Annotated in this window: 21 protein-coding genes and 1 riboswitch; of the genes, 16 read left to right on the top strand and 5 right to left on the bottom strand. The window is 38.7% G+C overall.

Features of this window, described 5'->3' with window-relative positions; translation table 11 throughout:
* The first annotated feature begins 31 nt into the window (after positions 1 to 31).
* Positions 32 to 131: riboswitch (SAM riboswitch) on the top strand.
* Positions 132 to 220: 89 nt separating this feature from the next.
* From LO754_RS20890 to LO754_RS20860, 7 genes are all read left to right on the top strand, one after another.
* On the top strand, positions 221 to 2068 hold the full coding sequence (locus LO754_RS20890; RefSeq protein ID WP_231785189.1) for a bifunctional homocysteine S-methyltransferase/methylenetetrahydrofolate reductase: 1848 nt from the start codon (positions 221 to 223) through the stop codon (positions 2066 to 2068).
* Positions 2061 to 5492, top strand: coding sequence for a methionine synthase (gene metH, locus LO754_RS20885; protein WP_025220675.1), 3432 nt, complete (start codon positions 2061 to 2063; stop codon positions 5490 to 5492). The genes LO754_RS20890 and metH overlap by 8 nt, the downstream gene beginning before the upstream one ends.
* A 216-nt stretch (positions 5493 to 5708) precedes the next feature.
* Positions 5709 to 6209 (top strand): GNAT family N-acetyltransferase, encoded by a 501-nt coding sequence (locus tag LO754_RS20880; protein ID WP_025220674.1) that lies wholly within the window; start codon positions 5709 to 5711, stop codon positions 6207 to 6209.
* 193 nt (positions 6210 to 6402) lie between these two features.
* On the top strand, positions 6403 to 7434 hold the full coding sequence (gene desA, locus LO754_RS20875; protein ID WP_024363969.1) for a Delta(5) desaturase DesA: 1032 nt from the start codon (positions 6403 to 6405) through the stop codon (positions 7432 to 7434).
* A 147-nt stretch (positions 7435 to 7581) separates the two neighbouring features.
* Positions 7582 to 8727 (top strand): sensor histidine kinase, encoded by a 1146-nt coding sequence (locus LO754_RS20870; protein ID WP_488209314.1) that lies wholly within the window; start codon positions 7582 to 7584, stop codon positions 8725 to 8727.
* Positions 8728 to 8743: 16 nt separating this feature from the next.
* Complete coding sequence (locus LO754_RS20865; RefSeq protein WP_103978022.1) at positions 8744 to 9349, top strand: response regulator transcription factor; 606 nt, start codon at positions 8744 to 8746, stop codon at positions 9347 to 9349.
* A gap of 85 nt (positions 9350 to 9434) precedes the next feature.
* Positions 9435 to 10151, top strand: a complete 717-nt coding sequence (locus tag LO754_RS20860; RefSeq protein WP_024363972.1) for a 3-ketoacyl-ACP reductase — start codon at positions 9435 to 9437, stop codon at positions 10149 to 10151.
* Between the two features lie 283 nt (positions 10152 to 10434).
* Here LO754_RS20860 and LO754_RS20855 read toward each other — a convergent pair whose 3' ends face one another.
* From LO754_RS20855 to LO754_RS20845, 3 genes are all read right to left on the bottom strand, one after another.
* Positions 10435 to 11409 carry a proline dehydrogenase family protein gene (locus tag LO754_RS20855; RefSeq protein WP_024363973.1) on the bottom strand — a complete coding sequence of 325 codons (975 nt, stop codon included), beginning with the start codon at positions 11407 to 11409 and terminating at the stop codon, positions 10435 to 10437.
* A gap of 75 nt (positions 11410 to 11484) precedes the next feature.
* Complete coding sequence (locus tag LO754_RS20850) at positions 11485 to 12237, bottom strand: ABC transporter permease (protein ID WP_024363974.1); 753 nt, start codon at positions 12235 to 12237, stop codon at positions 11485 to 11487.
* Positions 12234 to 12965 (bottom strand): ABC transporter ATP-binding protein, encoded by a 732-nt coding sequence (locus tag LO754_RS20845; protein WP_231785187.1) that lies wholly within the window; start codon positions 12963 to 12965, stop codon positions 12234 to 12236. Before LO754_RS20845 ends, LO754_RS20850 begins: the two co-directional genes overlap by 4 nt.
* Before the next feature lie 119 nt (positions 12966 to 13084).
* On the opposite strand from LO754_RS20845, the gene LO754_RS20840 reads away from it, so the two are divergent.
* Positions 13085 to 13585 carry a methylated-DNA--[protein]-cysteine S-methyltransferase gene (locus tag LO754_RS20840; RefSeq protein WP_231785186.1) on the top strand — a complete coding sequence of 167 codons (501 nt, stop codon included), beginning with the start codon at positions 13085 to 13087 and terminating at the stop codon, positions 13583 to 13585.
* 93 nt (positions 13586 to 13678) lie between these two features.
* On the opposite strand, the gene LO754_RS20835 is transcribed toward LO754_RS20840, so the two are convergent.
* Together LO754_RS20835 and LO754_RS20830 are read right to left on the bottom strand one after the other, a co-directional pair.
* Positions 13679 to 14974, bottom strand: a complete 1296-nt coding sequence (locus tag LO754_RS20835) for an ammonium transporter (RefSeq protein WP_024363977.1) — start codon at positions 14972 to 14974, stop codon at positions 13679 to 13681.
* A 13-nt stretch (positions 14975 to 14987) separates the two neighbouring features.
* The gene (locus LO754_RS20830; RefSeq protein WP_231785185.1) at positions 14988 to 15329 is read right to left on the bottom strand and encodes a P-II family nitrogen regulator; all 342 of its coding nucleotides are present in this window, start codon (positions 15327 to 15329) and stop codon (positions 14988 to 14990) included.
* Between the two features lie 311 nt (positions 15330 to 15640).
* Here LO754_RS20830 and LO754_RS20825 point away from each other — a divergent pair, with 311 nt between their 5' ends.
* From LO754_RS20825 to LO754_RS20790, 8 genes are all read left to right on the top strand, one after another.
* Positions 15641 to 17110 (top strand): nicotinate phosphoribosyltransferase, encoded by a 1470-nt coding sequence (locus LO754_RS20825; protein ID WP_231785184.1) that lies wholly within the window; start codon positions 15641 to 15643, stop codon positions 17108 to 17110.
* Positions 17111 to 17125: 15 nt separating this feature from the next.
* Positions 17126 to 17950: an NAD(+) synthase gene (nadE, locus tag LO754_RS20820; protein WP_231785183.1), complete on the top strand. Its 825-nt coding sequence runs from the start codon at positions 17126 to 17128 to the stop codon at positions 17948 to 17950.
* A 155-nt stretch (positions 17951 to 18105) separates the two neighbouring features.
* A complete protein-coding gene (locus tag LO754_RS20815; RefSeq protein ID WP_024363981.1) occupies positions 18106 to 18426 on the top strand; it encodes a hypothetical protein in 321 nt (106 codons plus the stop codon).
* A 327-nt stretch (positions 18427 to 18753) separates the two neighbouring features.
* Positions 18754 to 19398, top strand: a complete 645-nt coding sequence (locus LO754_RS20810; protein WP_231785182.1) for a nitrous oxide reductase accessory protein NosL — start codon at positions 18754 to 18756, stop codon at positions 19396 to 19398.
* A 60-nt stretch (positions 19399 to 19458) separates the two neighbouring features.
* Positions 19459 to 20727 carry a right-handed parallel beta-helix repeat-containing protein gene (locus LO754_RS20805; protein ID WP_231785181.1) on the top strand — a complete coding sequence of 423 codons (1269 nt, stop codon included), beginning with the start codon at positions 19459 to 19461 and terminating at the stop codon, positions 20725 to 20727.
* A complete protein-coding gene (locus tag LO754_RS20800) occupies positions 20724 to 21176 on the top strand; it encodes a nitrous oxide reductase accessory protein NosL (protein WP_024363984.1) in 453 nt (150 codons plus the stop codon). Before LO754_RS20805 ends, LO754_RS20800 begins: the two co-directional genes overlap by 4 nt.
* The gene (locus LO754_RS20795) at positions 21176 to 21985 is read left to right on the top strand and encodes an ABC transporter permease (protein ID WP_227665474.1); all 810 of its coding nucleotides are present in this window, start codon (positions 21176 to 21178) and stop codon (positions 21983 to 21985) included. Before LO754_RS20800 ends, LO754_RS20795 begins: the two co-directional genes overlap by 1 nt.
* Positions 21985 to 22662 (top strand): ABC transporter ATP-binding protein, encoded by a 678-nt coding sequence (locus LO754_RS20790; RefSeq protein WP_231785180.1) that lies wholly within the window; start codon positions 21985 to 21987, stop codon positions 22660 to 22662. The genes LO754_RS20795 and LO754_RS20790 overlap by 1 nt, the downstream gene beginning before the upstream one ends.
* The last annotated feature ends 191 nt before the right edge of the window (positions 22663 to 22853 follow it).

The raw sequence follows: 22853 nt of genomic DNA, 5'->3' as shown, positions 1-22853 counted from the left end.
TCTTTTAATTATTTGAAAAATTCATACTATATTCTTATCAAGAGAAGCCGAGGGACTGGCCCTATGAAGCTTCAGCAACCAACTTATGTCAGGTGCTAAATCCAGAAGACCTTATTGGTCGAAGATGAGAAGGAACAACAATTGCGATTCGTTAAAGCCTTCTTTTTGTAAAAGAAGGCTTTTTATATTTTGGATACAAGGAAAGAGAGGGCTACGATTTATGGGATTGCTAGAAAAGTTAAAAACACATGTGCTTACTGCGGATGGAGCCATTGGTACAGTATTATATGGCTACGGCTTAGAGTACTGTCATGAGGAAATGAATGTACAAAGACCGGAGTTAATTGAAAAAATTCATAGAGAATATATAGCCGCTGGTGCAGATGTCATTCAGACCAATACTTACGGTGCAAATGCGATTAAATTAGCACGTTACGGCTTAGAATCACGAGTGCAACAATTTAATGAAGCGGCAATCACGATTGCAAAACGAGCGGCAGCTGATGGCGGGCAATTTGTTTTAGGGACAATTGGGGGCATCCGTGGCATCCGTAAAAGTGATGCTACATTAGAGGAAATATTATTGACTGTTGAAGAACAAGCAAATGTGTTACTTGCAGGCAATCCTGATGGTCTTTTACTTGAAACGTATTATGATTTTGAAGAGTTAAGTGCAACGTTAAATATGTTACGCGGCAAAACAGAGCTACCAATTATTGCACAAGTATCCATGCATGAGCCGGGTGTGTTGCAAAATGGAATGACGTTAAATCAAGCATTACATGAGTTACAAGCTCTTGGTGCAGATGTAGTAGGCGTCAATTGTCGTTTAGGTCCCCATCATACAATTCAAGCATTTGAAGGTGTGGAGCTTCCTGATAAAGCATTTATGTCAGCATATCCAAATGCGTCACTACTAGATTTAGAGGATGGGCGTGTCGTTTATGAGTCAGAAGCTGATTATTTTGGCCGAGCGGCAGTTGCATTGCGTGACCAAGGTGTTCGTTTAATCGGTGGATGTTGTGGTACGACACCTAAGCATATAGCAGCTGCGAAGAAATATTTAGAAGAGTTAACGCCGGTTGAAGCAAAGTATACGAAACCTGAAAAAGTAGAGATTGTGCGGGAAGCGGAACCTGCGACATATGAACCGCTACATGAAAAGGTGAAGCGCGAACGTTCGGTTATCGTAGAGTTAGACACTCCGAGACATCTAGAAATTGACGGTTTTATTCAAGGGGCAAAAAAATTATATGAAGCAGGTGCAGATGTCGTGATGATGGCTGATAATTCGCTTGCGTCTCCCCGCATTAGTAATGTCGCTATGGGTGCGTTATTAAAGGAGACACATGGTGTACGACCGTTGACGCATATTACGTGCCGTGACCGTAACTTAATTGGTCTACAGTCCCATTTAATGGGCTTAAATGCACTTGGCATTCATGATATTTTAGCGGTTACTGGAGATCCAACAAAGGTAGGAGACTTCCCAGGTGCCACAAGTGTTTATGATGTTTCATCCATGGAGCTTATTCAATTAATTAAACAGTTGAATGAGGGGATATCATTTTCCGGTAAGCCACTTCGTAAGAAAGCAAATTTTTCTGTTGCGGCAGCATTTAACCCCAATGTTCGTGTATTAGATCGTGCAGTAACACGCTTAGAGAAAAAGATTGAACATGGTGCGGATTATTTTATTTCTCAACCTGTTTATACAAAAGAAAAAATTGTGGAAATTTATGAAGCAACAAAGCATTTAGACGCCCCAATTTATATTGGGATTATGCCAGTAACGAGCTATAAGAGCGCCGAGTTTTTACATCATGAAGTACCAGGGATTAAATTATCAGACGATGCACTATCACGTATGAAGGCGTGTGGTGAAGATAAAGAACGTTCAACATTAGAAGGGATTGCAATTGCCAAAGAGTTAGTAGAAGTAGCGGCAGAATATTTTAATGGTATTTATTTAATTACACCGTTTTTACGCTATGATATGACGCTTGAATTAATGAAATTTATCGGACAATTGGATGAACAGAAAAAAGGAGTAAGTATAGATGGCTAAGCACTTGATTGAAGAGCAACTAGAGAAACGAATTTTAATTCTGGATGGCGCAATGGGTACAATGCTTCAAAATGAAAACTTATCAGCAGAAGATTTTGGTGGTGAGGAGCTTGATGGATGTAACGAGAATCTTGTATTAACTAGACCCGATGTGCTTGAAAAGGTTCATCGAAAATATTTAGAAGCTGGTGCGGATATCATTTGCACAAATACGTTTGGCGGTACACCTCTCGTATTAAATGAATATAATCTTGGGGCTAAGGCGGAAGAGATTAATAAACGTGCTGTGGAAATTGCACGCAAAGTAGTGGATGAATTTTCTACTTCAGAATGGCCACGTTTCGTTGCCGGAGCGATGGGCCCAACGACGAAAACATTATCAGTCACTGGCGGTATTACCTTTGATGAACTAGAAGAAAACTTTTATGTACAGGCAAAGGCTCTAATTGAAGCAGGTTCAGATGTACTGCTACTTGAAACGAGTCAAGATATGCTCAATGTAAAAGCGGGGACACTAGGGGTGTCACGTGCGTTTAAAGAGACGGGCAAAGAATTACCGGTGATGATATCCGGCACGATTGAACCGATGGGTACAACATTAGCAGGGCAAACAATCGATGCTTTTTACATATCAATCGAACATATTAAGCCGCTTTCAGTCGGTTTAAACTGTGCAACTGGTCCAGAATTTATGACCGACCATATTCGTTCACTAGCAGAGCTTTCTACTGGCTATATTAGCTGTTATCCGAATGCAGGTTTACCGGATGAGGAAGGTTGCTATCATGAATCACCCGAATCCCTATCACAAAAATTAAAAGGTTTTGCGGAAAAAGGCTGGCTGAATATTGTCGGTGGTTGTTGTGGGACAACACCAGCCCATATTGCAGCAATTAGAGAAGTACTGAAGGATGCAAAGCCACGTCAATTGCCTGAAGCTACACATGGTCATGTCGTATCGGGTATTGAACCTTTAGTGTACGATGATTCAATGCGTCCATTATTTATTGGGGAACGAACAAATGTTATTGGCTCTCGAAAATTTAAAAATTTAATTATTGATGGTAAATATGAGGAAGCGGCAGAAATTGCACGTGCGCAAGTGAAAAATGGTGCACATGTTATCGATATTTGTTTAGCGAACCCTGACCGAGATGAATTGGCGGATATGCGTGGATTTATGCAGGAAGTTGTGAAAAAGGTTAAGGTTCCACTGGTTATCGACTCCACAGATGAAAAAGTAATTGAGGAAGCATTGAAATTTTCTCAAGGGAAAGCCATCATTAACTCTATTAACCTAGAGGATGGAGAAGAGCGTTTTGACGCCGTAATGCCATTAGTGAAAAAATATGGTGCTTCTTTAGTTGTCGGTACGATTGATGAGCAGGGGATGGCAGTAGATCGTCATCGTAAATTAGAAATTGCTGAGCGTTCTTATCAATTATTAACGGAGAAATGGGGCTTGGCTCCTGAAGATATTATTTTTGACCCGTTAATGTTCCCGGTCGGTACTGGAGATGAACAATATATTGGATCAGCACTTGAAACAATTGAGGGCATACGTCTTATCAAAGAAAAAATGCCACGTACGTTAACGGTACTCGGTGTCAGTAATATTTCTTTCGGCTTACCACCAGTGGGTCGTGAAGTTCTGAACGCTGTTTATTTATATCACTGTACACAGGCGGGCTTGGATTACGCGATTGTAAATACAGAGAAATTAGAGCGTTATGCATCGATTCCTGAAGCGGAAATTAAGCTAGCAAATGATTTATTGTTTAATACAAATGATGAAACATTAGCGGTTTTCACTGATTTTTATCGTGATAAAAAGAAAGAGAAAACAGAAGCGGATATTCCGAAAACGGTGGAAGGGCGCTTAGCTTACTATATTTTAGAAGGAACAAAAGAGGGGCTTATTGAAGACTTAGATGCCGCTCGTGAAATTTTTGAGGCGCCGCTTGATATTATTAATGGGCCGCTGATGGAAGGGATGGCTGAGGTTGGTCGTTTATTCAACGATAATCAGCTTATCGTCGCAGAAGTATTACAATCAGCGGGGGTTATGAAGGCTGCTGTAGCACATCTTGAACAATTTATGGAAAAAAATGAGGACAGTTCTGGTAAAGGTAAAATGGTGCTCGCTACTGTAAAAGGTGATGTGCATGATATCGGTAAAAACCTAGTAGATATTATTTTAAGTAATAATGGCTACAAAGTCGTTGATTTAGGTATTAAAGTAACGCCAGCTCAGTTAATTGAAGCGATTCGTAAAGAGAAGCCTGATTTCATCGGACTATCTGGCTTACTCGTTAAATCTGCTCAGCAGATGGTGATCACTGCGCAAGACTTTAAGGCTGCTGGTATTGATGTGCCGATACTAGTAGGAGGGGCGGCGTTGTCTCGACGCTTTACTGAAACGAAAATTGCTAATGAATATGAAGGACCTGTCATTTACTCAAAAGATGCGATGCAAGGGCTAGAGCAAGTGAATCTGTTAATGGGTAGTGAGACGCGAGAAAACTTTTTAGCTGAAATAGCAGAGTCCCGCCAAAAACGATTAGAAGCAGATGAAAAACGTGCAGCACGACCTGCTAAAGAAATTACAGTGAAGCCTGTACGTACTGTGAAAGATGCACCGGTGTTCCTGCCAGCGGATGTTCGCCGTCATGTGAAAAAGGAGTACTCGGTGTCGCATCTATATCCATATGTCAATATGCGAACATTACTAGGGCATCACTTAGGGCTAAAAGGACAAGTTCAACAATTACTAGATGCAGGGGATACGCGAGCAACAGAATTAAAAGCATTGGTGGATGATTATTTACAAAGTGATATATTGAAACCTTCAGGCTTGTATCAATTCTTCCCAGCACAAGCTGATGGAGATGATGTCATCGTTTATGATCCTGCCGATAGTAAAACGGAAATTGAACGCTTTACATTCCCTCGCCAACAGGTGGAGCCATTTATGTGTTTAGCAGATTTCTTGAAAACAGTAGAAAGTGGAGAAATGGACTATATTGCATTGATGGTTGTCACAGCTGGTCAAGGTGTAATGGCGACAGCTCGTCAATTAAAAGAAGAAGGGAAGTTCCTTGAAAGTCATGCCCTTCAATCAACTGCTCTTGAGCTTGCTGAGGGCTTTGCGGAACGTATGCACCAAGAAATTCGTGATCAATGGGGCTTCCCAGACAATACAGATTTCACGATGCGAGACCGTTTTGCTGCGAAATATCAAGGGCAACGTTTCTCATTTGGCTATCCTGCATGCCCAAACTTGGAGGACCAAGAAAAATTATTTGGTTTGCTCAAGCCAGAAGATATAGGGGTTCATTTGACAGAAGGCTTTATGATGGAGCCAGAAGCTTCCGTATCAGCAATAGTTTTCGCGCATCCAGATGCGAGATATTTTAACGTGTAATTTTGCTAAAAATGCTTTATCTTTATGAAGAACACTTTAACGGTCAACGATTAAAGTACATGTGAGCGACGGATATTACTGATTGTGAACGGATGTTATCCAAACCTGTTCACAATCTGTGTTTCCTTTGTGGCTTGTCGAATGAACTATTGTGCAATACATACCCTGCTGTTATCGGTGGGGTTCTATTTCTTTTTAGGTGAGGACGTGAACTGGATGATTCGATTTATGGAAGAAAAAGATTTACCTGAGGTTTTAGCTATTTATAACGATGTTATTTTAACAAGTAAAGCTGTATATAGGTATGAAATACAATCGTTAGATGAGAAAAAGCAATGGTTTCTTGAGCACCAAGCAGCCGGTAACCCGTTGTTAGTTTTTGAGGAAGATGGAGTAGTGGCGGGTTTTGCAAATTACAGTCAGTTCCGCCCTTATCCAGGTTATAAGCATACGATGGAGCATTCGGTATACGTACACAAGGACCATTATCAGAAAGGCATTGCCAGTAAGTTAATGCATCAATTGATTGATATCGCAGAGAAACAGGGTGTGAAGACTTTAGTTGCCGGTATCGATGGCGAAAATATTGGCAGTATTAAGGCGCACGAGAAGCTAGGCTTTGAATATGCAGGAACAATTAAAAATGCGGGATACAAATTTGGAGAATGGTTGGATTTAGTATTTTATCAACTACATTTAACGGGACCTAAAAAGTAAAAAGGCAGCGCTAATAAAGTAACAACAGCATCGCTAACGTGTTGAAATAACCTTAGCGGAGAGCGGAATTTTAAAGCGCTGGCTTTTGAGTATGACAAATGTCATATGCTTTTTATGATGTTTGCGTCTGTTGCTCGCTATACTCTTGTTTTATGATGATATCATAAGCAAAAGGAAACGAGGGAAAAAAGGAATGGCAACAGATAAAGAAAAAACGAAAAAGTTGCGCCAAGATGTAGCACCATTTGCGAAATCAGACACAGGTAAAAGTGTTTTTCAAATGGTTAACACAATAGCGCCGTTGATCGTCCTATGGATTGCTGGTTATATGTTGGTTGATATTTCGCCATGGTTAACTGCAGGTTTAAGTGTTATTGCTGCTGGTTTTGTCGTAAGAACATTTATTATTTTCCATGATTGTACCCACGGTTCATTTTTCAAAAGCAAAAAGGCAAACGACTGGGTTGGCTTATTAACTGGGGTACTAACATCGTTCCCTTATGAAAAATGGAAACGTGAGCATACAATTCACCATGCAACAAGCTCGAACTTAGATAAGCGCGGTATTGGTGATATTGATATGATGACAGTAGAAGAATATTTACAATCTTCTAAAGGTCAACGATTATGGTATCGTTTTTATCGTAATCCACTTGTAATGTTCGGCTTAGGTCCTTTATATATGGTATTAGTTTTAAATCGTTTTAACCGAAAAGATGCGAAGCAAAAAGAGCGTATGAATACGCATTTAACAAATATTATTATTGCCGGCATTTGTGCAGGGCTCATTTACACTATGGGTTGGCAAGCATTTTTATTAGTGCAGGGTGTTACTTTATTTATCGCAGGTGCATTAGGAATTTGGTTATTCTATATCCAACATACGTACGAAGATTCTTATTTCGAGCATGACACTGATTGGGATTATGTGAAAGCAGCGGTAGAAGGTAGTTCATACTACAAATTACCGAAATTATTACAATGGATAACAGGTAATATCGGCTTCCACCATGTACACCATTTAGCTCCGCGTGTACCGAACTATAATCTTGAAAAAGCGCATAAAGAAACGCCACCATTACACACGGCTACTACAATTACGTTACGTACAAGCTTAGAATCGTTACGCTATAAATTATACGATGAAGAACTTGGCAAATTTGTCTCTTTTAAAGAAGTCAATGAAATCATAAAACGAAAAACGAAAGGCAGTATCGCTGCTTAGTCGTAAACAGCCATCTCTTCTTAGGAGGTGGCTGTTTTACATAGTAAGGATAGGCTCGTAGGCAAGCCACTGTATGGCAATGGACGGGCGCAAATATGCTTTTCTTGATATAATATAGGGAAAAGTAGGAAAGAGCGTGAGATTATGATGAGGAAACGGCATAGTATCATTCCGAATAGTCCTATGCTCAGCGTTTATTTATGGATTATTTTTTGTTTTCTCCCGTTTTTCTTTATATTTAGAAAATCATCGTATATTGAAATATCAATAGGCATTACTTTTTTAATGCTCTATTTTATTTTTTACCGATTTTCTGTGAACGCTAAAAACGGGCTTGTTTATATGTGGATTAGCTTTGAGATGGTCATTAATATTACGTTGACTATTTTGTTCGGCTATGTGTATTTATCGATTTTTACAGCCTTTTTCATTGGAAATATCCGTAGACCGGTTGGCTTTTACATAATGTATGGCATCCATATTGGTTTTACTGTGATATCTACAGGATTTGGTTTCTTTGTTGAGCTACATTTATTTTTATCACAGCTTCCATTTGTTGTTTTAACGATTTTGGCAGTGGTGCTTCTACCGTTAACAATTTATTCGAAAAACAAGCGTGAAAATTTAGAAGGGCAATTAGAAACTGCAAATGAACGTATTGCCGAATTAATTGTTTTTGAGGAACGGCAACGTATAGCAAGAGACTTACATGATACGCTCGGTCAAAAATTATCCATGATTGGCTTAAAAAGCGATTTAGCATCTAGACTTATTGCACGGGATCCTCAGCAAGCATTAATCGAGATAAAAGATATTCGTCAAACAGCTAGTATTGCTTTAAAAGAGGTTCGAGAATTAGTATCGGATATGCGGACAAATAAATTTGAAGATGAGCTTATGCGTATATCTCAAATTTTAAAAGCGGCAGAAATGGAATTTGTTTTTGAGGGGGATGTGGACTCCTTACGTGTCCCACCACTTGTAGAGAATGTGTTGTCCATGTGTTTGAAGGAAGCCGTAACGAATATTGTGAAACATAGCGGCGCAACCAAATGTGAAATAGCCTTCCACCAAAACTTTAAAGAAGTACATTTGATTGTTCGCGATAATGGACAAGGCATTACGAAAAAACAGGCATTGAAAACAGGTAACGGCTTAAAAGGGATGCGCGAACGATTAGAGTTTATTAATGGCACATTTAAAATAGAAAGTGAAAATGGCACTACTTTAACGGTATCGATTCCAGTGACCATTACACATCAAAAGGTTGCAGAAAATCTGAAGAACCTATAGAAAAGAGGGTTATGACATGATACGAATTGTAATCGCTGAAGATCAGGGGATGCTGTTAGGCGCACTTCGTTCCTTACTTAGTATGGAGGAAGATATGGAAGTTGTCGGTTTAGCCAAAAATGGTGAGGAAGCATTGGCGCTTGTAGCAGAGCACCAGCCGGATATTTGTATTATGGATATTGAAATGCCGGTGAAAACTGGGCTTGATGCGGCTGAAGAATTACATGGTTCTGACTGTAAAGTTATTATATTAACAACCTTTGCAAGACCTGGCTACTTTGAACGAGCAAGAAAAGCAGGTGTACGAGGTTACTTACTAAAGGACAGTCCTATCGAAGAATTGGTTAGTGCCATTCGAACAATTGTCGATGGCAAACGCATTTACGCACCCGAGCTGGTTGACTTTGTCTATGAGGATGATAGTGAGAATCCGTTAACTGAGCGCGAAAGTCAAGTGTTGACACTTGTGGCAGAAGGTAAAACGACGAAGGAAATTGCGGCTGAGTTATTTTTATCGGCAGGAACAGTACGTAACTATATTTCCACCATTTTAGAGAAGCTTCATGTGGGCAATCGGATTGAAGCGATTGCACGCTTTAAGGAAAAAGGATGGAATAAATAAGTCTTCTGAATGTACTTTTCAAGGATGAATAGGTATGCTAAACAACAGAGATTTTTCTATCACTACTTATAAGGGAGCAAGATATATGCAAACGATTACTGGTAAAACAGCTTTAATAACTGGTGCGGGTCGTGGTATTGGCCGTGCAACAGCCATCGCCTTTGCGAAAGAGGGCATTAATGTTGGGCTTGTGGGACGCACATTAGAAAATTTACAACAGGTTGCTGACTTATTAAAGGCGTATGATGTCAAGGTGGCATTAGCTACAGCGGATGTAGCTAATTTGCAATCAATCACAACAGCAGTAGAAAGTATTCGTGCTGAGTTAGGGCCTATCGATATTTTAGTAAATAATGCGGGTATTTCAAAATTCGGTAAGTTTTTAGAGCTTTCACCTGAAGATTGGACGAATATTGTAGATGTAAATGTCAAAGGTGTATATTACACAACACGTGCCGTCCTACCTGAAATGATTGAGCGTTCTTCCGGAGATATTATTAATATTTCATCTACCGCTGGTCAAAAGGGTGCTCCTATTACGAGTGCGTATAGTGCTTCGAAAGCGGCTGTTATTGGTATGAGTGAATCGCTGATGTTAGAAGTTCGCAAACATAACATTCGTGTTGTGACATTAACGCCAAGCACGGTTGCAACGGATATGGCAGTGGAATTACAATTAACTGATGGTAACCCAGAAAAGGTTATGCAAGCGGAAGATTTAGCAGACTTAATGGTCGCTCAATTAAAATTACATCCACGTGTTGTGTTAAAACATGCAGGTCTTTGGTCAACAAATCCTTAAAAAGTAGTTGCCCATCAGAAAAAGAGAAAAAGTGTTGGATTGATTACCATCAATTCAACACTTTTTTGCTATGCCGTTGATGTCCGCTACGGCGGACGCTTTCCGCGGGCACACACGTAAGCCGCAACCCTCGCTAACGCGCGGAATGCCCGCGTCTTACGCTGCGTGCGTTCCCGCAGGAGTCGCCACCTCCGCTACCATCAACTAGTATTATCTGCTAAGTTTTATTTAAGGCAAAAGAAATAGATATGTTCTTTTTCATAATAATTAGTAATAATTTAAATTACTTTTTACGCTTTGTTAAACGTCCAAGTACGAATGCACCAGCTGCTACTGCAAGAACGGTATTCGTTTTTTTCGTAAATACTTGTTTCGTAACAAGGTTAAGGTTTTGCGGACGTTCCGCTAAACGACGCATAAAGTAACCGTACCAATCTTCGCCGAATGGTACATAGACACAGAAGTTATAGCCTTCTTTCGCAAGCTCTTTTTGCATATCTGTGCGGAAGCCGTACAGCATTTGGAATTCAAATTTTTCGAGTGGAATATTATTGTCTGCAACAAAGCGTTTAACATGTGCAATCACGTTATGGTCATGTGTTGCAATCGATGTAAATTTGCCATGTAATAAATGATATTCAATTAATTCGATAAAGTTTAAATCGATATCTAACTTATCTTGGAAGGCTACATCAGCAGGCTCTTTATATGCACCCTTTACGATACGTAAGCGGTAGTTTTTAAATTTTTCAATATCGTCTTTTGCACGATAAAAGTATGATTGGATAACCGTTCCAACATTGTTAAATGTTTTTGATAGCTCTTCCACCATATCAAATGATGTTTGTAGACGACCGTAATTTTCCATATCAAAGTTAACAAAAATATCATAAGCTGCTGCTTTTTCTACGATCTCATATAGATTGTCATAGCAAAAATCAACATCAATGTCTAAACCTAATTGAGATGGCTTTAACGAAATATGCGCATCCACACCATTTTCATGAATGGCTTCAATGACAGCGAGGATTTGTTCCTTAGCTTTTGTCGCTTCTTCTTCATTCGCAACAAATTCCCCTAGATTATCAACCGTGCAAGAGATATTATGTGCGTTTAAATCTTTGATGCTTGCAATTGTTTCTTCTATATTAGTACCAGCTACCACACTTTGGGCACCTAACTTTAAGCCGTATTTTTTAGCAGCACTATTTAATAGTTGGTTTTCAGATAATTGGATGAAAAAATCGCGTAATAACATGGGTCATTCTCCTCACTGCATTTTTCTTACTAGTATAACATATTTATAGTAATTGTCATGATATCACGAAAACAATTATTCAACTTCCAACAATTGTAACCTTTCGTTAAAAAGCGCAGGATAGCTTAAAAAACCTATCATTATGCTCGATAATGTTGCGGTTGTTAAAAGGGCAAAAATAATTAACAATTGAAATTGTACGGCTTGTATAGGGTCTGCACCGCCAATAATTTGACCACTCATCATACCTGGTAATTGAACAAGCCCAATCGTTTTTTGACTTTCGATGGTAGGGATCATGCTCGCTTTAATCGCATTGATTAGTTGGCGATGAATTGCTTGTTTTGGTGTACCTCCTAGCGATAAAATGAGTTCAATTTCATTTTCGTGACTTGTAATTTCCGCAGTAAAGCGATTTAAAAATAAAATAGATAGTACCATGGAGTTGCCAATTAGCATTCCGCTAATAGGAATAATATACTGTGCAGTTGTAGGAACAATGTTGAAACCGAGTAAAACTCCTTGTGTGACAATTTCCACCATTACAAGCGTAAACACTATTTTCCACGTAATACCCTTAATACCTTTTCCTTTTTTTCGGGCATTTAAAGTGGCAGCCACAATCATCAATGCCACCATTAGAAAAATATATATAATACTCCCTTCATCAAAGACAAAATTTAAAATATAGCCGACTGCAAGCAATTGAATAATTGAGCGAATCGTTGCAATAATTGTGTCTTTTTCAAGCCCTAGCTTAAATGTCTTTGATAGTACTAGCGGGATTAAAACAAAAATCAATGTTAGCGAAAGTGAAGTATAAGTCATGCGTTTACCCCCTGTATAAATTCAGCGACTCTTGGGTTAGTAGGGGCTTTCAATAACGAGCTTTCACCTGTTTCAATCAGCTCTCCATCCATCATGACCCATGTGTTATGGCCGATCGTGAGCGCTTGCTGTAAATTGTGGGTAATCCAGATAATCGTAACATTATAGTTTTTATTTAATGATATGATAAGTGCTTCAATATCCTGTACAGATTGACGGTCCAATGCGGAAGTAATCTCATCTAACAATAATATAGAAGATTGATTAATGAGAGTACGTGCAATGGATACCTTTTGACGTTGTCCACCAGATAATTCATTAGTAGCGCGGTGTAAAAAGCTGGCATCGAGCCCGACATCTAGTAAATATTGAATGGCATCTTGTTGTGTGAGCTTTTTTCCTTGTAAAGCGAGTGGAAGAGCCAAATTGTCAAATACAGTTCCAGCAATCATAGGTGCTGCTTGAAGAGCAATTCCGACATGTTTTCTTAATGTAGTTGGTTCATAGGTAGTGATTGTTTGATTGTCAATGAATATAAGCCCGTCAGTTGGTGATAATAGTCCGTTACACATTTTTAATAAGGTCGTTTTACCAGCGCCAGATGGGCCAACGAGCGTTGTAATTTTGCCTTTAGGAAATGAACCGGTAATGGACTTTAAAATAGCCTTATCCTTTACTAAAAAGCTCACTTGTTGAAGATGGATAGCGGGCTCGTATATCGTAGTCATGTAGTTGAAACTCCTTTATGCTTATAGGTAAAATAACTGTAGCATGAAATATTTGTTAACTACAGTTATTTTACCTTTTTGCAGTATACTTCTAATCATCATGTGTAAGGAGAATTTTAATGACTATTTTATATGTAGATACACTAACATTCGCACAAGGCAAGATGTATATGATTGCGGCGAATGAAGGGCTTGTCTATCTTGGCACACCCAATACCGCATTTGATGAGGTGGAAAAGTGGGCTCAAAAGCACTTTAAAGGCTACAGTTTTGAAGAAAACAGTGAAAAGCTTAAGCCTTATGTTAAGCAATTCACAGCCTATTTTAATCGAGAGCTGACTGAATTTAATTTACCAATGCATGTGAAAGGAACAGCATTTCAACTAGCTGTCTGGGATGCACTCAAAGAACTTCCTTATGGAACAACCACAACATATGCTGCTATTGCAGAGCGAATAGGCAATCCAAAGGCTGTGAGGGCTGTTGGAAGTGCAATTGGTGCGAACCCGATATTAGCGATTATTCCGTGCCACCGTGTAATTGGGAAGAACGGTAAGCTAACAGGCTTTCGCAGTGGGTTAACGATGAAACAGTTCTTACTTGATTTAGAGAGAGAATAAATATAACAAAAAAGAAACTGCTAAAGATCCGCGCAAATTGATACGGATAGCTAACAGTTTCTAGTGCCTTTTAATGGATAACGTATCTAATTTTTAGACATGTTTTTCGGTCACGTTTGTTTGTGTTTTGCCGATGTGAGTTAAACGTTGAGCAAATGTTTCGCCTTGTATAGCGGAGCTTTTAAAAATCTCTTGGTATTCATAAGCAGGTGTACCATGTTCGATCACATCTAGACCTGTAATCTCTTCTTCTGCTGATACACGTAAAGGGACAAATGCTTTAATGATGTATAAGCCTGCTGTGACAGTAACGCTAACCCAAGCAATTGTAGCAATCACACCTATAGCCTGAATACCTAGTAAGCTAATGCCACCACCGTAGAACAGACCTTGACCACCAACATCAAATAGCCCAACTGCAAGTGTACCCCAAATACCACAAATACCGTGGACAGCAATTGCACCTACAGGATCATCTACTTTTAACTTCCATTCAATAAAACGGACACCTTCTACTAATAATGGTGCTGCGATTAAACCAATAATAAGTGAACCAACAATGCTGACGTTTGCGGCACCAGCTGTAATGCCTACTAGACCTGCTAATGCACCGTTGAGAGTTAGTGAGCCATCAATATGACCGTAGCGGAATTTAGTATAGAATGCAGTGGCAACAACGCCAGCTGCTGCTGCGAAAAATGTATTAGCAATTACTTTTGGAACAAGTGCAGGGTCTGCTGCTAACGTAGAGGCACCATTAAAGCCGAACCAACCGAACCAAAGTAAGAACACACCTAATGCGCCGATAGGAATACTATGACCAGTAATAACGTTAACACGTCCGTTTTCGTATTTACCTAGACGTGGTCCAACCATGATGGCTGCTATAAACGCAGCTACTGCACCAGTTAAATGGACAACAGTAGAACCAGCAAAATCGATAAAACCGAGGTCAGTTAACCAACCTTGACCGCTCCACACCCAATGACCTACTACAGGATAAACAAGTATTGTCATTAGTATGATAACACCGATATAAGCAAAAATATTTGTACGTTCTGCTACTGCACCCGATAAGATAGTCGCACCTGTGGCAGCAAACATTGTTTGGAAAATAAAGAAGGAGAGGTCATCTACACCGTTTAAAGCGAAACCACTTGTTCCGAAGAAGCCTCCTGCTGTGTCGCCGAACATAATGGCATATCCACATAGGAAATAAACAATCCCACCAAGCGAAATGGTTAAGAAATTTTTCATAATAATGTTAACTGCATTTTTAGAACGAGTAAAACCTGCCTCGACCATTGCAAAACCTGCGTGCATAAAGAATACTAAAATTGTCCCAAGCATAATCCAAACTAAATTTACAGATAATAGTACGTCATCCATAACTATCTCCCCCTTATTCTACAGCAATTGATCCGACTTCTTTAGTACGGATACGAATTGCCTGTTCTACTGGATAAATGAAAATTTTTCCGTCGCCAACTTTACCAGTTGCAGCATCGCGTAATAAAACTTCCACAATAGCATCAACTTTTTCATCATCGATGATCATTTCTAATTTCAATTTTGGTAAAAACTCAATTTCATAGGCATTGCCTCGAAACAAACCTGTATGACCTAATTGACGACCGCAGCCAGCGATTTCAGAAATACTTAAACCTGCAATGCCTACTTTTGCAAGTCCGTCTCGTACAGCCCCAAAAACTTCCGGACGAATAATGGCATCTATTTTTTTCACTCACAACAGCTCCTTGCGTAAATTTAATTTACATATTATAGCGAGTAGATAAATGGTGCAATGTTTTTTTTGATTAGCATGTTAGGTTATATTACATGGTATATTTCGTCTTTCGTAGTAGTTTACTAAAAAGCTATTTATAAAAGGAATGTAAGCGGTACTAAAATTTGTGTCAGAAATGTGAACAGTTCAAAATTTTCTGACTATATATGTTAGGAAACATAACATGGAAACAGAAAAGTGTAAAACGCAAGATTTTGGGTATATAGTGTATACTAGGACTAATTATGAAAGTGGAAGAAGGGATTCCTATGAGATCGAACTATGCTGACGATAGCTTAGCGCTACACACGGACTTGTATCAAATTAATATGGCAGAGTCTTATTGGGCTGATGGCATACATAATAGAAAAGCGATTTTTGAATTATATTTTAGAAAATTACCATTTGGAAATGGCTTTGCCGTATTTGCTGGACTGGAACGCATGCTTGAGTATTTGCGAGATTTTCGCTTTAGTGAGTCAGATATCGCGTATTTACGTGAAGAGGTTGGATATAAAGAAGACTTCATTGACTATTTAAAAAATATTCGCTTTACAGGCGATATGTATTCAATGGTGGAAGGGGAGCTCGTTTTTGCCAATGAGCCAATTGTACGTATTGAGGCACCTTTAGTTGAAGCACAACTAATCGAGACGGCTCTATTGAATATTGTCAATTATCAAACACTAATTGCCACTAAAGCAAGTCGTATTAAGCAAATCGTTAAAGATGAAATGGCAATGGAGTTTGGTACACGTCGAGCGCAAGAAATGGATGCGGCTATCTGGGGAACTCGTGCAGCCTTTATAGGAGGGTTTGCTTCAACTAGTAATGTGCGTGCAGGAAAACTATTTAACATTCCGGTAGCTGGTACTCATGCTCATGCACTTGTACAGGCTTATAAAAATGATTATGATGCATTCCACGCCTATGCGAAACGTCATCGCAACTGCGTATTTTTAGTGGACACCTATAACACGCTGAAATCTGGAGTGCCGAATGCGATAAAAGTGGCAAAAGAACTTGGCGATAAAATTAATTTCATTGGTATTCGTTTAGATAGTGGGGATATTGCTTTCTTGTCAAAAGAAGCACGTCGTATGTTAGATGAAGCAGGCTTCCATGATGCCAAAATTGTTGTCTCCAATGATTTAGATGAATATACAATTTTAAACTTGAAAGCTCAAGGTGCCCGCGTAGATATGTGGGGAATTGGTACAAAATTAATTACAGCTTACGATCAGCCAGCATTAGGGGCTGTCTATAAAATGGTCGCTATAGAAAATGAGGAAGGTCAGCTAGAGGATACGATTAAAATTTCTGCTAATGCTGAAAAAGTTTCAACTCCTGGCTTAAAAAGTGTTTATCGTATTATTGACCGTAAAAACGGTAAAGCAGAGGGTGATTACATTACGATGTATGACGAAGACCCTCAATCCGAAGAGCGAATAAAGATGTTCCACCCTGTGCATACATTCGTATCAAAATTTGTCACGAATTTTGAGGCGAAAAACTTGCATCAGCATGTGATTAATAAAGGGGACGTAATTTATGACAATCCAACGTTAGAAGAGATGCGTAATTATGCAGCTGACAATTTAGAACTGCTGTGGGATGAATATAAACGTGCCATGAATCCAGAGGAATATCCAGTCGATTTAAGCCAAAAATGCTGGGATAATAAAATGCGAAATATTGAAGAAGTACGAGAAATGGTCGATCGAATTGTAAAAGACTAAGGAGTGGAAGATGTTATGGCATTACAACAGCAAATTATTACCGAATTAAAAGTTTTGCCAACAATTGATGCACAGGAAGAAATTCGTAAATCCATTGATTTTTTGAAGGCATATGCACGAAAATATAGCTTTGTTAAAGGGTTTGTACTTGGTATATCAGGTGGTCAAGACTCTACTTTAACCGGTAAATTAGCTCAACTAGCAGTTAATGAGTTAAATGAGGAAGCAGGCGAGCAGAAGTATTCATTTTGGGCAGTGCGTTTACCATATGGTATTCAAAAGGATGAACAAGACTGTCAGGACGCTATTGATTTTATTAAGCCTACGACTACCTACACGGTCAATATTAAGGAAGCGGTTGATGCAAGTGTTCGTGCTCTAGCTGATGCTGGAGTTGTGCTTAGTGATTTTGTAAAAGGGAATGAAAAAGCACGGGAGCGCATGAAAGTACAATTCTCTATCGCTGCTATGAATAGTGCTGTTGTGTTAGGAACAGACCACGCTGCGGAGGCAATTACAGGTTTCTTTACAAAATATGGTGACGGCGGAGCCGATTTAATGCCTATTTTTCGTCTGAATAAGCGTCAGGGGAAACAATTATTAGCGGCACTTGATTGTCCAGCGCATCTGTATTTAAAAGTTCCGACTGCTGACTTAGAAGAACATCGTCCATCATTGCCTGATGAAGTGGCACTTGGAGTAACTTATGAGCAAATTGATGATTATTTAGAAGGGAAGCAAATTCCTGACGATGCTCGTGAACGATTAGAGCAACATTATTTACGCTCTCAACATAAACGCCATATGCCAATTACAATTTTTGATGATTTTTGGAAGTAATGCTTATGAGAATAGAGTTGTTCAAAAGTGATAGATACTTTTTGAATAATTCTATTCTTTTTTTATATATTTGGTTCTGTTTGCTTAATTTTTTGCATATAATGTCGATATAAATACCTATAAAGTAAGTAAAATGAAAAGGAGGGTAACTAATTATGAGGACTTCTAGAGTAAATGCGACGACAGGTAGCACTTTTCGTAATGAACAACAGTATTTACATGCTGGTGATATTAGTCATAACTTTAGCCACCATACACAGCAACAATTTAAAAAAAGTTTGCAAAAAAATAAAGAGAAAAAGCAATCAAGTAATAAGAGGCCTATGCAGCAACAACGCCATAATCAACTAGAATCTATTTTTGCGGAAAGCGGAGGCTCTGTTCAAATTCACAATGAACTAAATGAAACAGCTGGAAAATTGAGCCGTCTAAGTAAGCTAAAGAAGCGCCACAATAGTTACCGTACCTCTATATAGCAAAATCAAGTTCGAGAATATAGTTGTTGATTGTGGCGACTCTACTAAAGAACGCACAACCAATCGCTAGTAAAAGTCAGAGAATCAAAGACCCGCCCGTAGCGGACAACAACGGCAAGTGTTAGATTGATTGCAGTCAATCTAACACTTTTTCTCTTTTGTCCTCGCTTTTTTAATCGTTTTAGTTTGTACGAGAATACTTTGACTTCAAGACGTTCGCAAAGTAGTCATATAGATTTTTCCGAATCTTCACAGAGGTTTTCATCTTATTTCACATCTTATCTGTAAAATACTAGGTAGTAACAGAAAAGAATTGGGGGAGCAATAGTGAAAAAATTATGGTTACCAGTACTAGCTACGTTACTAATATTGACAGCGTGTGGTACTGAAAAGGCAGAAGTGAAGGAAGAAAAAGCGAATTCAGAAGTTGCATCGAAAGAGTCTGAAGTGAAAGATGAATCAGTGCAAGTTGCTTCTTTAGTAGATTCACGATTACAAGAACCACAAGAAGATACAGTTTGCGAAATGTGTAATATGAAGGTTTATATGAAAGACCATGAAATGGGTGTATTTTCTGCTCAAGCGATTAAAGCAGATGGTACAATTGCGTTTTATGATGACATTGGCTGTTTAGTCAATGCAGAGGTTGCGAATAACGAGAAAAATGATAAGTATGTACGTGATTATAATACAAAAGATTGGGCGAAGGTCGAAGATGTCACAATCGTTAAAACAGATTTAAAATCACCAATGAACTGGGGATATATCTATTTCATTAACAAAGCTGATGCAGATAAGTATTTAGCTGAAAATCCAAAAGCGCATGTAGAAGAATTACAAAAAATTAAAGACGATGCATTAGAGCGCCGTAAAAAGAAAATGCAAGAAAACGCTGAAAAGGAAGCTAATGGAGAATCAGATAAAATGAATATGGAAGAGATGAATCATGAAAGTGATGACCATAATCATTAATACAGAAGGGCTAGGGGAATTTCCTCTAGTCTTTTCTTACTGAACTTGGAGGTACTAAAGGTGAAAAAAATAGGATGTGTCTTATTGTTTTTGCTATGTATAAGTTCGACTGCCTATGCAAAATTTGATATACAGGAGGCAATCGACAGAGCGGAACCTGGTGCCGTCATCAACATTCCAGCAGGTTATTATAAAGGAAATTTGATCGTGACAAAAAACATTACATTGCGTGGAGAAAAAGGCACAGAGATTGCAGCCGTTGGGGAAAAACCAGCAATTCGTATTGAAGGTGCAGACGCAGTAATGATTGACAATATGACGCTATCGGGAAAAAAGGGAATTGTTGCTAGTGAGGTGGAAGGTCTTGCGCTACGACAATTGAAAATTAACGACGTGCATAGTGCTGTGCATATTCAACACGGCGAAAATGTACACATCCAACATGTTGAAATAGTTGGCACACAGGCGCATTATTCAAAAAAAGGTAATGGTATTGCTATTTATCAAAGCGAGAAGATAGTGGTTGAAGATAGTAATATTAAACATGTGCAAGATGGTATTTACGTAGAAGAGGTTGACGGCATTGTTGTGCAACGTAATACGGTAGAGAATAGCCGTTATGGTACGCATTTTATGTATACTGAAAATGCCAAGGCTCTAAACAATACGTATGCGAGCAATGTAACAGGATTGATGGTGATGATGACTAGCGGTATTACGATTAAGGACAATGTAGTCATCCATCATAACGATATGAATGGCAGCGGAGCATTGCTATATGATGTGCAGCGTGCAGACCTTGCTTTTAATACGATGAAGAACAATCGAACGGCCATTGCATTACAAAAAAGTGCAGAGGTTCAAATTATGCATAATAATTTTCAAATGAATCAAACGGCCATTGAAGGGACAAAGGTAGATGACCAAACAGTTGTGTACAATAATCAGTTTACTGGCAATATATTAACAGCTCGCTCCGATCAACAAGGCATTCAATTATCGAGTAATTATTATGATGATTATGTTGGAACGGATTTAAAAAATGATGGTACTGGCGATGTTCCATATGTCGCTGTATCTAGCTTTGGACAATGGATGGTCCGACAGCCAGTGTATCAATATTTTGTAGAGTCACCAAGCGTTGTTTTACTAACTTCCCTCGATCAGCAAATCAATAAAAGCGCGAGGACGGTGCTTGTTGATGAAACGCCGAAACTGATGAAAGACCAAAGTGTAAAAAAAGTAGATATGGATATAGCACAGTTTTTGCTAGGTCTATTTTTTATTTTAAGTAGTGTATGGCTATGGAAAAGAGGTTTGATGGAATGAAAAAGTGGATACTAATAATTTGCGTTAGTTGTTTACTGGCTGTAGGGTGTAGTGAAAAAACGTTTAAACCACGTGACATTGTCAATGAAACCGATGTTTGTAAAGTTTGTAACATGTCAATTGTGCATAACGAGTATGCCGGACAAATTGCCTTGAAAAATGGTGACTATGAAATGTTTGATGATATTGGGTGTTTAATTGAGTATATTGCGGCAAATGGAGACGAAGAAGTTGGCGCTGCATTCATTAAGGATGCAAAAGAGAATAAATGGATTGATGTTTCGAAGGCGACGTTTGTCTACAACAAAGATTATTGGACGCCGATGAATTATGGTGTACTTGCTTTCGAAACACAAGAAGCTGCGCAATCTTGGATGGCTACTGAAGGTAAGGGACAAGTGCTTACTTATGAGGATTTAAGCGATTTTAATTGGGGGATTCATCAGTGATGTACAGCATGCTCATCAAACTTGAATTGAAACAAATGTTGCGCAGTCGGTGGATGCAATTAGTTGGCTTACTCTTCACTTTTGTTTTTACATCGATTATTGTTATCCAGCAAATGGCACTGCCTGATGTAGAAGGTTTTACTCGTCAAACAGCTTCTTTTTTAAATGTCCTTTTGTTTTTATTGCCTCTATTTATTTTGACAATTGGCAGTATGAGCATTGCTGGTGATATAGAAACAGGGTGGTTTTCTTTATTAAAAACCTATCCGATGACGCGTAAACAATATATTTTTGGAAAGTATTTAGCTACTGTTATTGCCTTTTTATTAATCGTGATGGTAGCGTTTGGTGTTGTTTTAGCACTTGGCGGATTACTTGGTGGCGTACGTTTGCCGTTTATTTTTATAAGTCTGACATTATTATGCATTGCTATTTTTACTTCCTTAGCGTTAGCTATTGGGGCGGTAGCGAAAACGAGATTATTTGCGCTATCACTGTCGTTAGTTTTATGGTCATTTTTCTTATTGCTTCTGTCGTATGCCTTAATGGCAATTGGCACAGTAGTTGCAGGGCATATTTTACAAAAGCTAACGATTATTGTTATGCATATTAATCCTGTAGAATGGTTGCGCTTTGGTTACTTTATATTTACAAAACAGGCCAGCGTACTTGGTCCATCTTTTTATAATGTGACAGCATTTTATGCATCACCATTGGGCTATGTGGTATATGGATTGGTAACATGTTTGTGGGTAGCTTTACCGCTTGCCTTTACTGCAAGGAGACTAAAGAAGGGGGAGAAGCGGTAGTGTTACTAGAGGCGAATCATCTATTAAATGTCTATAAAAATAATAGGGGACTTAAAGATGTATCCTTTACTGTGCAGAAAGGGCGTATTTTAGCGTTAGCAGGTGGCAATGGAGCGGGGAAAAGTACGCTTATTCGCCTGTTAACTGGACAGGAGAAACCAATGTCAGGGGAGCTAAAATGGCAGGAGAGTCAAGCGATTCGTTATATGCCAGATGATGTAGATTTTCCCTCAATGTTAACGGCAGCAGAAGTATTGCAATTACTGTCCTCTTTGAAAAGAATAGCTAAAAAAGAGCAAGAGCAAGTATTGAAACGCGTTGGCTTGTGGGACGTTAGAAAGCAAAGGGTTCAACAGTTTTCGAAGGGAATGCGGCAACGGTTAAATCTTGCACAAAGTTTACTAGGTGCGGGGTCGCTCCTTATTTTAGATGAACCAACGAATGGACTTGACCCATTTTGGATTGCAGAGTTGAAAAAAATGATGCTTGAACAAAAGGAAATGGGCAATACAGTGATATTTTCTACACATTTACTAGGATTTGTAGAGGAAGTAGCAGACGATGTGTTAGTGTTACATGAAGGAAATATATTACTTTCAGGAGACTTAAATGCAATATTGAGGAATGAAAATGTTTCAACATTAGAGAGTTTATGGTTAAAAAAATTAAATCTGTAACATTTATGTAAATGACGTTATACTATTAGGTAGGTTTGTTTGATAAGAAACATCAAACAAACCTCTTTTTATAGAGGCAATAACATGTTTGTTAATTTATCATTTTAACTGGATAATGGCACATTAATTGTGTTACGAAACAGTTTTCGATATGCTTGAACTAAATTATCGTGCAATTCAAATAATTGGTT

Origin of the sequence: Lysinibacillus sp. GJ-1, from assembly GCF_021166035.1 — a bacterium.
GTDB lineage: Bacteria > Bacillota > Bacilli > Bacillales_A > Planococcaceae > Lysinibacillus > Lysinibacillus sphaericus.
Note: the sequence above shows the minus strand (reverse complement) of the source record. Positions and strands in the feature narration are given on the sequence as shown.

Excerpts from the sequence above, each read along its gene's own strand:
- LO754_RS20890 (WP_231785189.1), top strand. The coding sequence starts at position 221 with ATGGGATTGCTAGAAAAGTTAAAAACACATGTGCTTACTGCGGATGGA.
- metH (WP_025220675.1), top strand. The coding sequence starts at position 2,061 with ATGGCTAAGCACTTGATTGAAGAGCAACTAGAGAAACGAATTTTAATT.
- LO754_RS20880 (WP_025220674.1), top strand. The coding sequence starts at position 5,709 with ATGATTCGATTTATGGAAGAAAAAGATTTACCTGAGGTTTTAGCTATT.
- desA (WP_024363969.1), top strand. The coding sequence starts at position 6,403 with ATGGCAACAGATAAAGAAAAAACGAAAAAGTTGCGCCAAGATGTAGCA.
- LO754_RS20870 (WP_488209314.1), top strand. The coding sequence starts at position 7,582 with ATGAGGAAACGGCATAGTATCATTCCGAATAGTCCTATGCTCAGCGTT.
- LO754_RS20865 (WP_103978022.1), top strand. The coding sequence starts at position 8,744 with ATGATACGAATTGTAATCGCTGAAGATCAGGGGATGCTGTTAGGCGCA.
- LO754_RS20860 (WP_024363972.1), top strand. The coding sequence starts at position 9,435 with ATGCAAACGATTACTGGTAAAACAGCTTTAATAACTGGTGCGGGTCGT.
- LO754_RS20855 (WP_024363973.1), bottom strand. The coding sequence starts at position 11,409 with ATGTTATTACGCGATTTTTTCATCCAATTATCTGAAAACCAACTATTA.
- LO754_RS20850 (WP_024363974.1), bottom strand. The coding sequence starts at position 12,237 with ATGACTTATACTTCACTTTCGCTAACATTGATTTTTGTTTTAATCCCG.
- LO754_RS20845 (WP_231785187.1), bottom strand. The coding sequence starts at position 12,965 with ATGACTACGATATACGAGCCCGCTATCCATCTTCAACAAGTGAGCTTT.
- LO754_RS20840 (WP_231785186.1), top strand. The coding sequence starts at position 13,085 with ATGACTATTTTATATGTAGATACACTAACATTCGCACAAGGCAAGATG.
- LO754_RS20835 (WP_024363977.1), bottom strand. The coding sequence starts at position 14,974 with ATGGATGACGTACTATTATCTGTAAATTTAGTTTGGATTATGCTTGGG.
- LO754_RS20825 (WP_231785184.1), top strand. The coding sequence starts at position 15,641 with ATGAGATCGAACTATGCTGACGATAGCTTAGCGCTACACACGGACTTG.
- nadE (WP_231785183.1), top strand. The coding sequence starts at position 17,126 with ATGGCATTACAACAGCAAATTATTACCGAATTAAAAGTTTTGCCAACA.
- LO754_RS20815 (WP_024363981.1), top strand. The coding sequence starts at position 18,106 with ATGAGGACTTCTAGAGTAAATGCGACGACAGGTAGCACTTTTCGTAAT.
- LO754_RS20800 (WP_024363984.1), top strand. The coding sequence starts at position 20,724 with ATGAAAAAGTGGATACTAATAATTTGCGTTAGTTGTTTACTGGCTGTA.
- LO754_RS20795 (WP_227665474.1), top strand. The coding sequence starts at position 21,176 with ATGTACAGCATGCTCATCAAACTTGAATTGAAACAAATGTTGCGCAGT.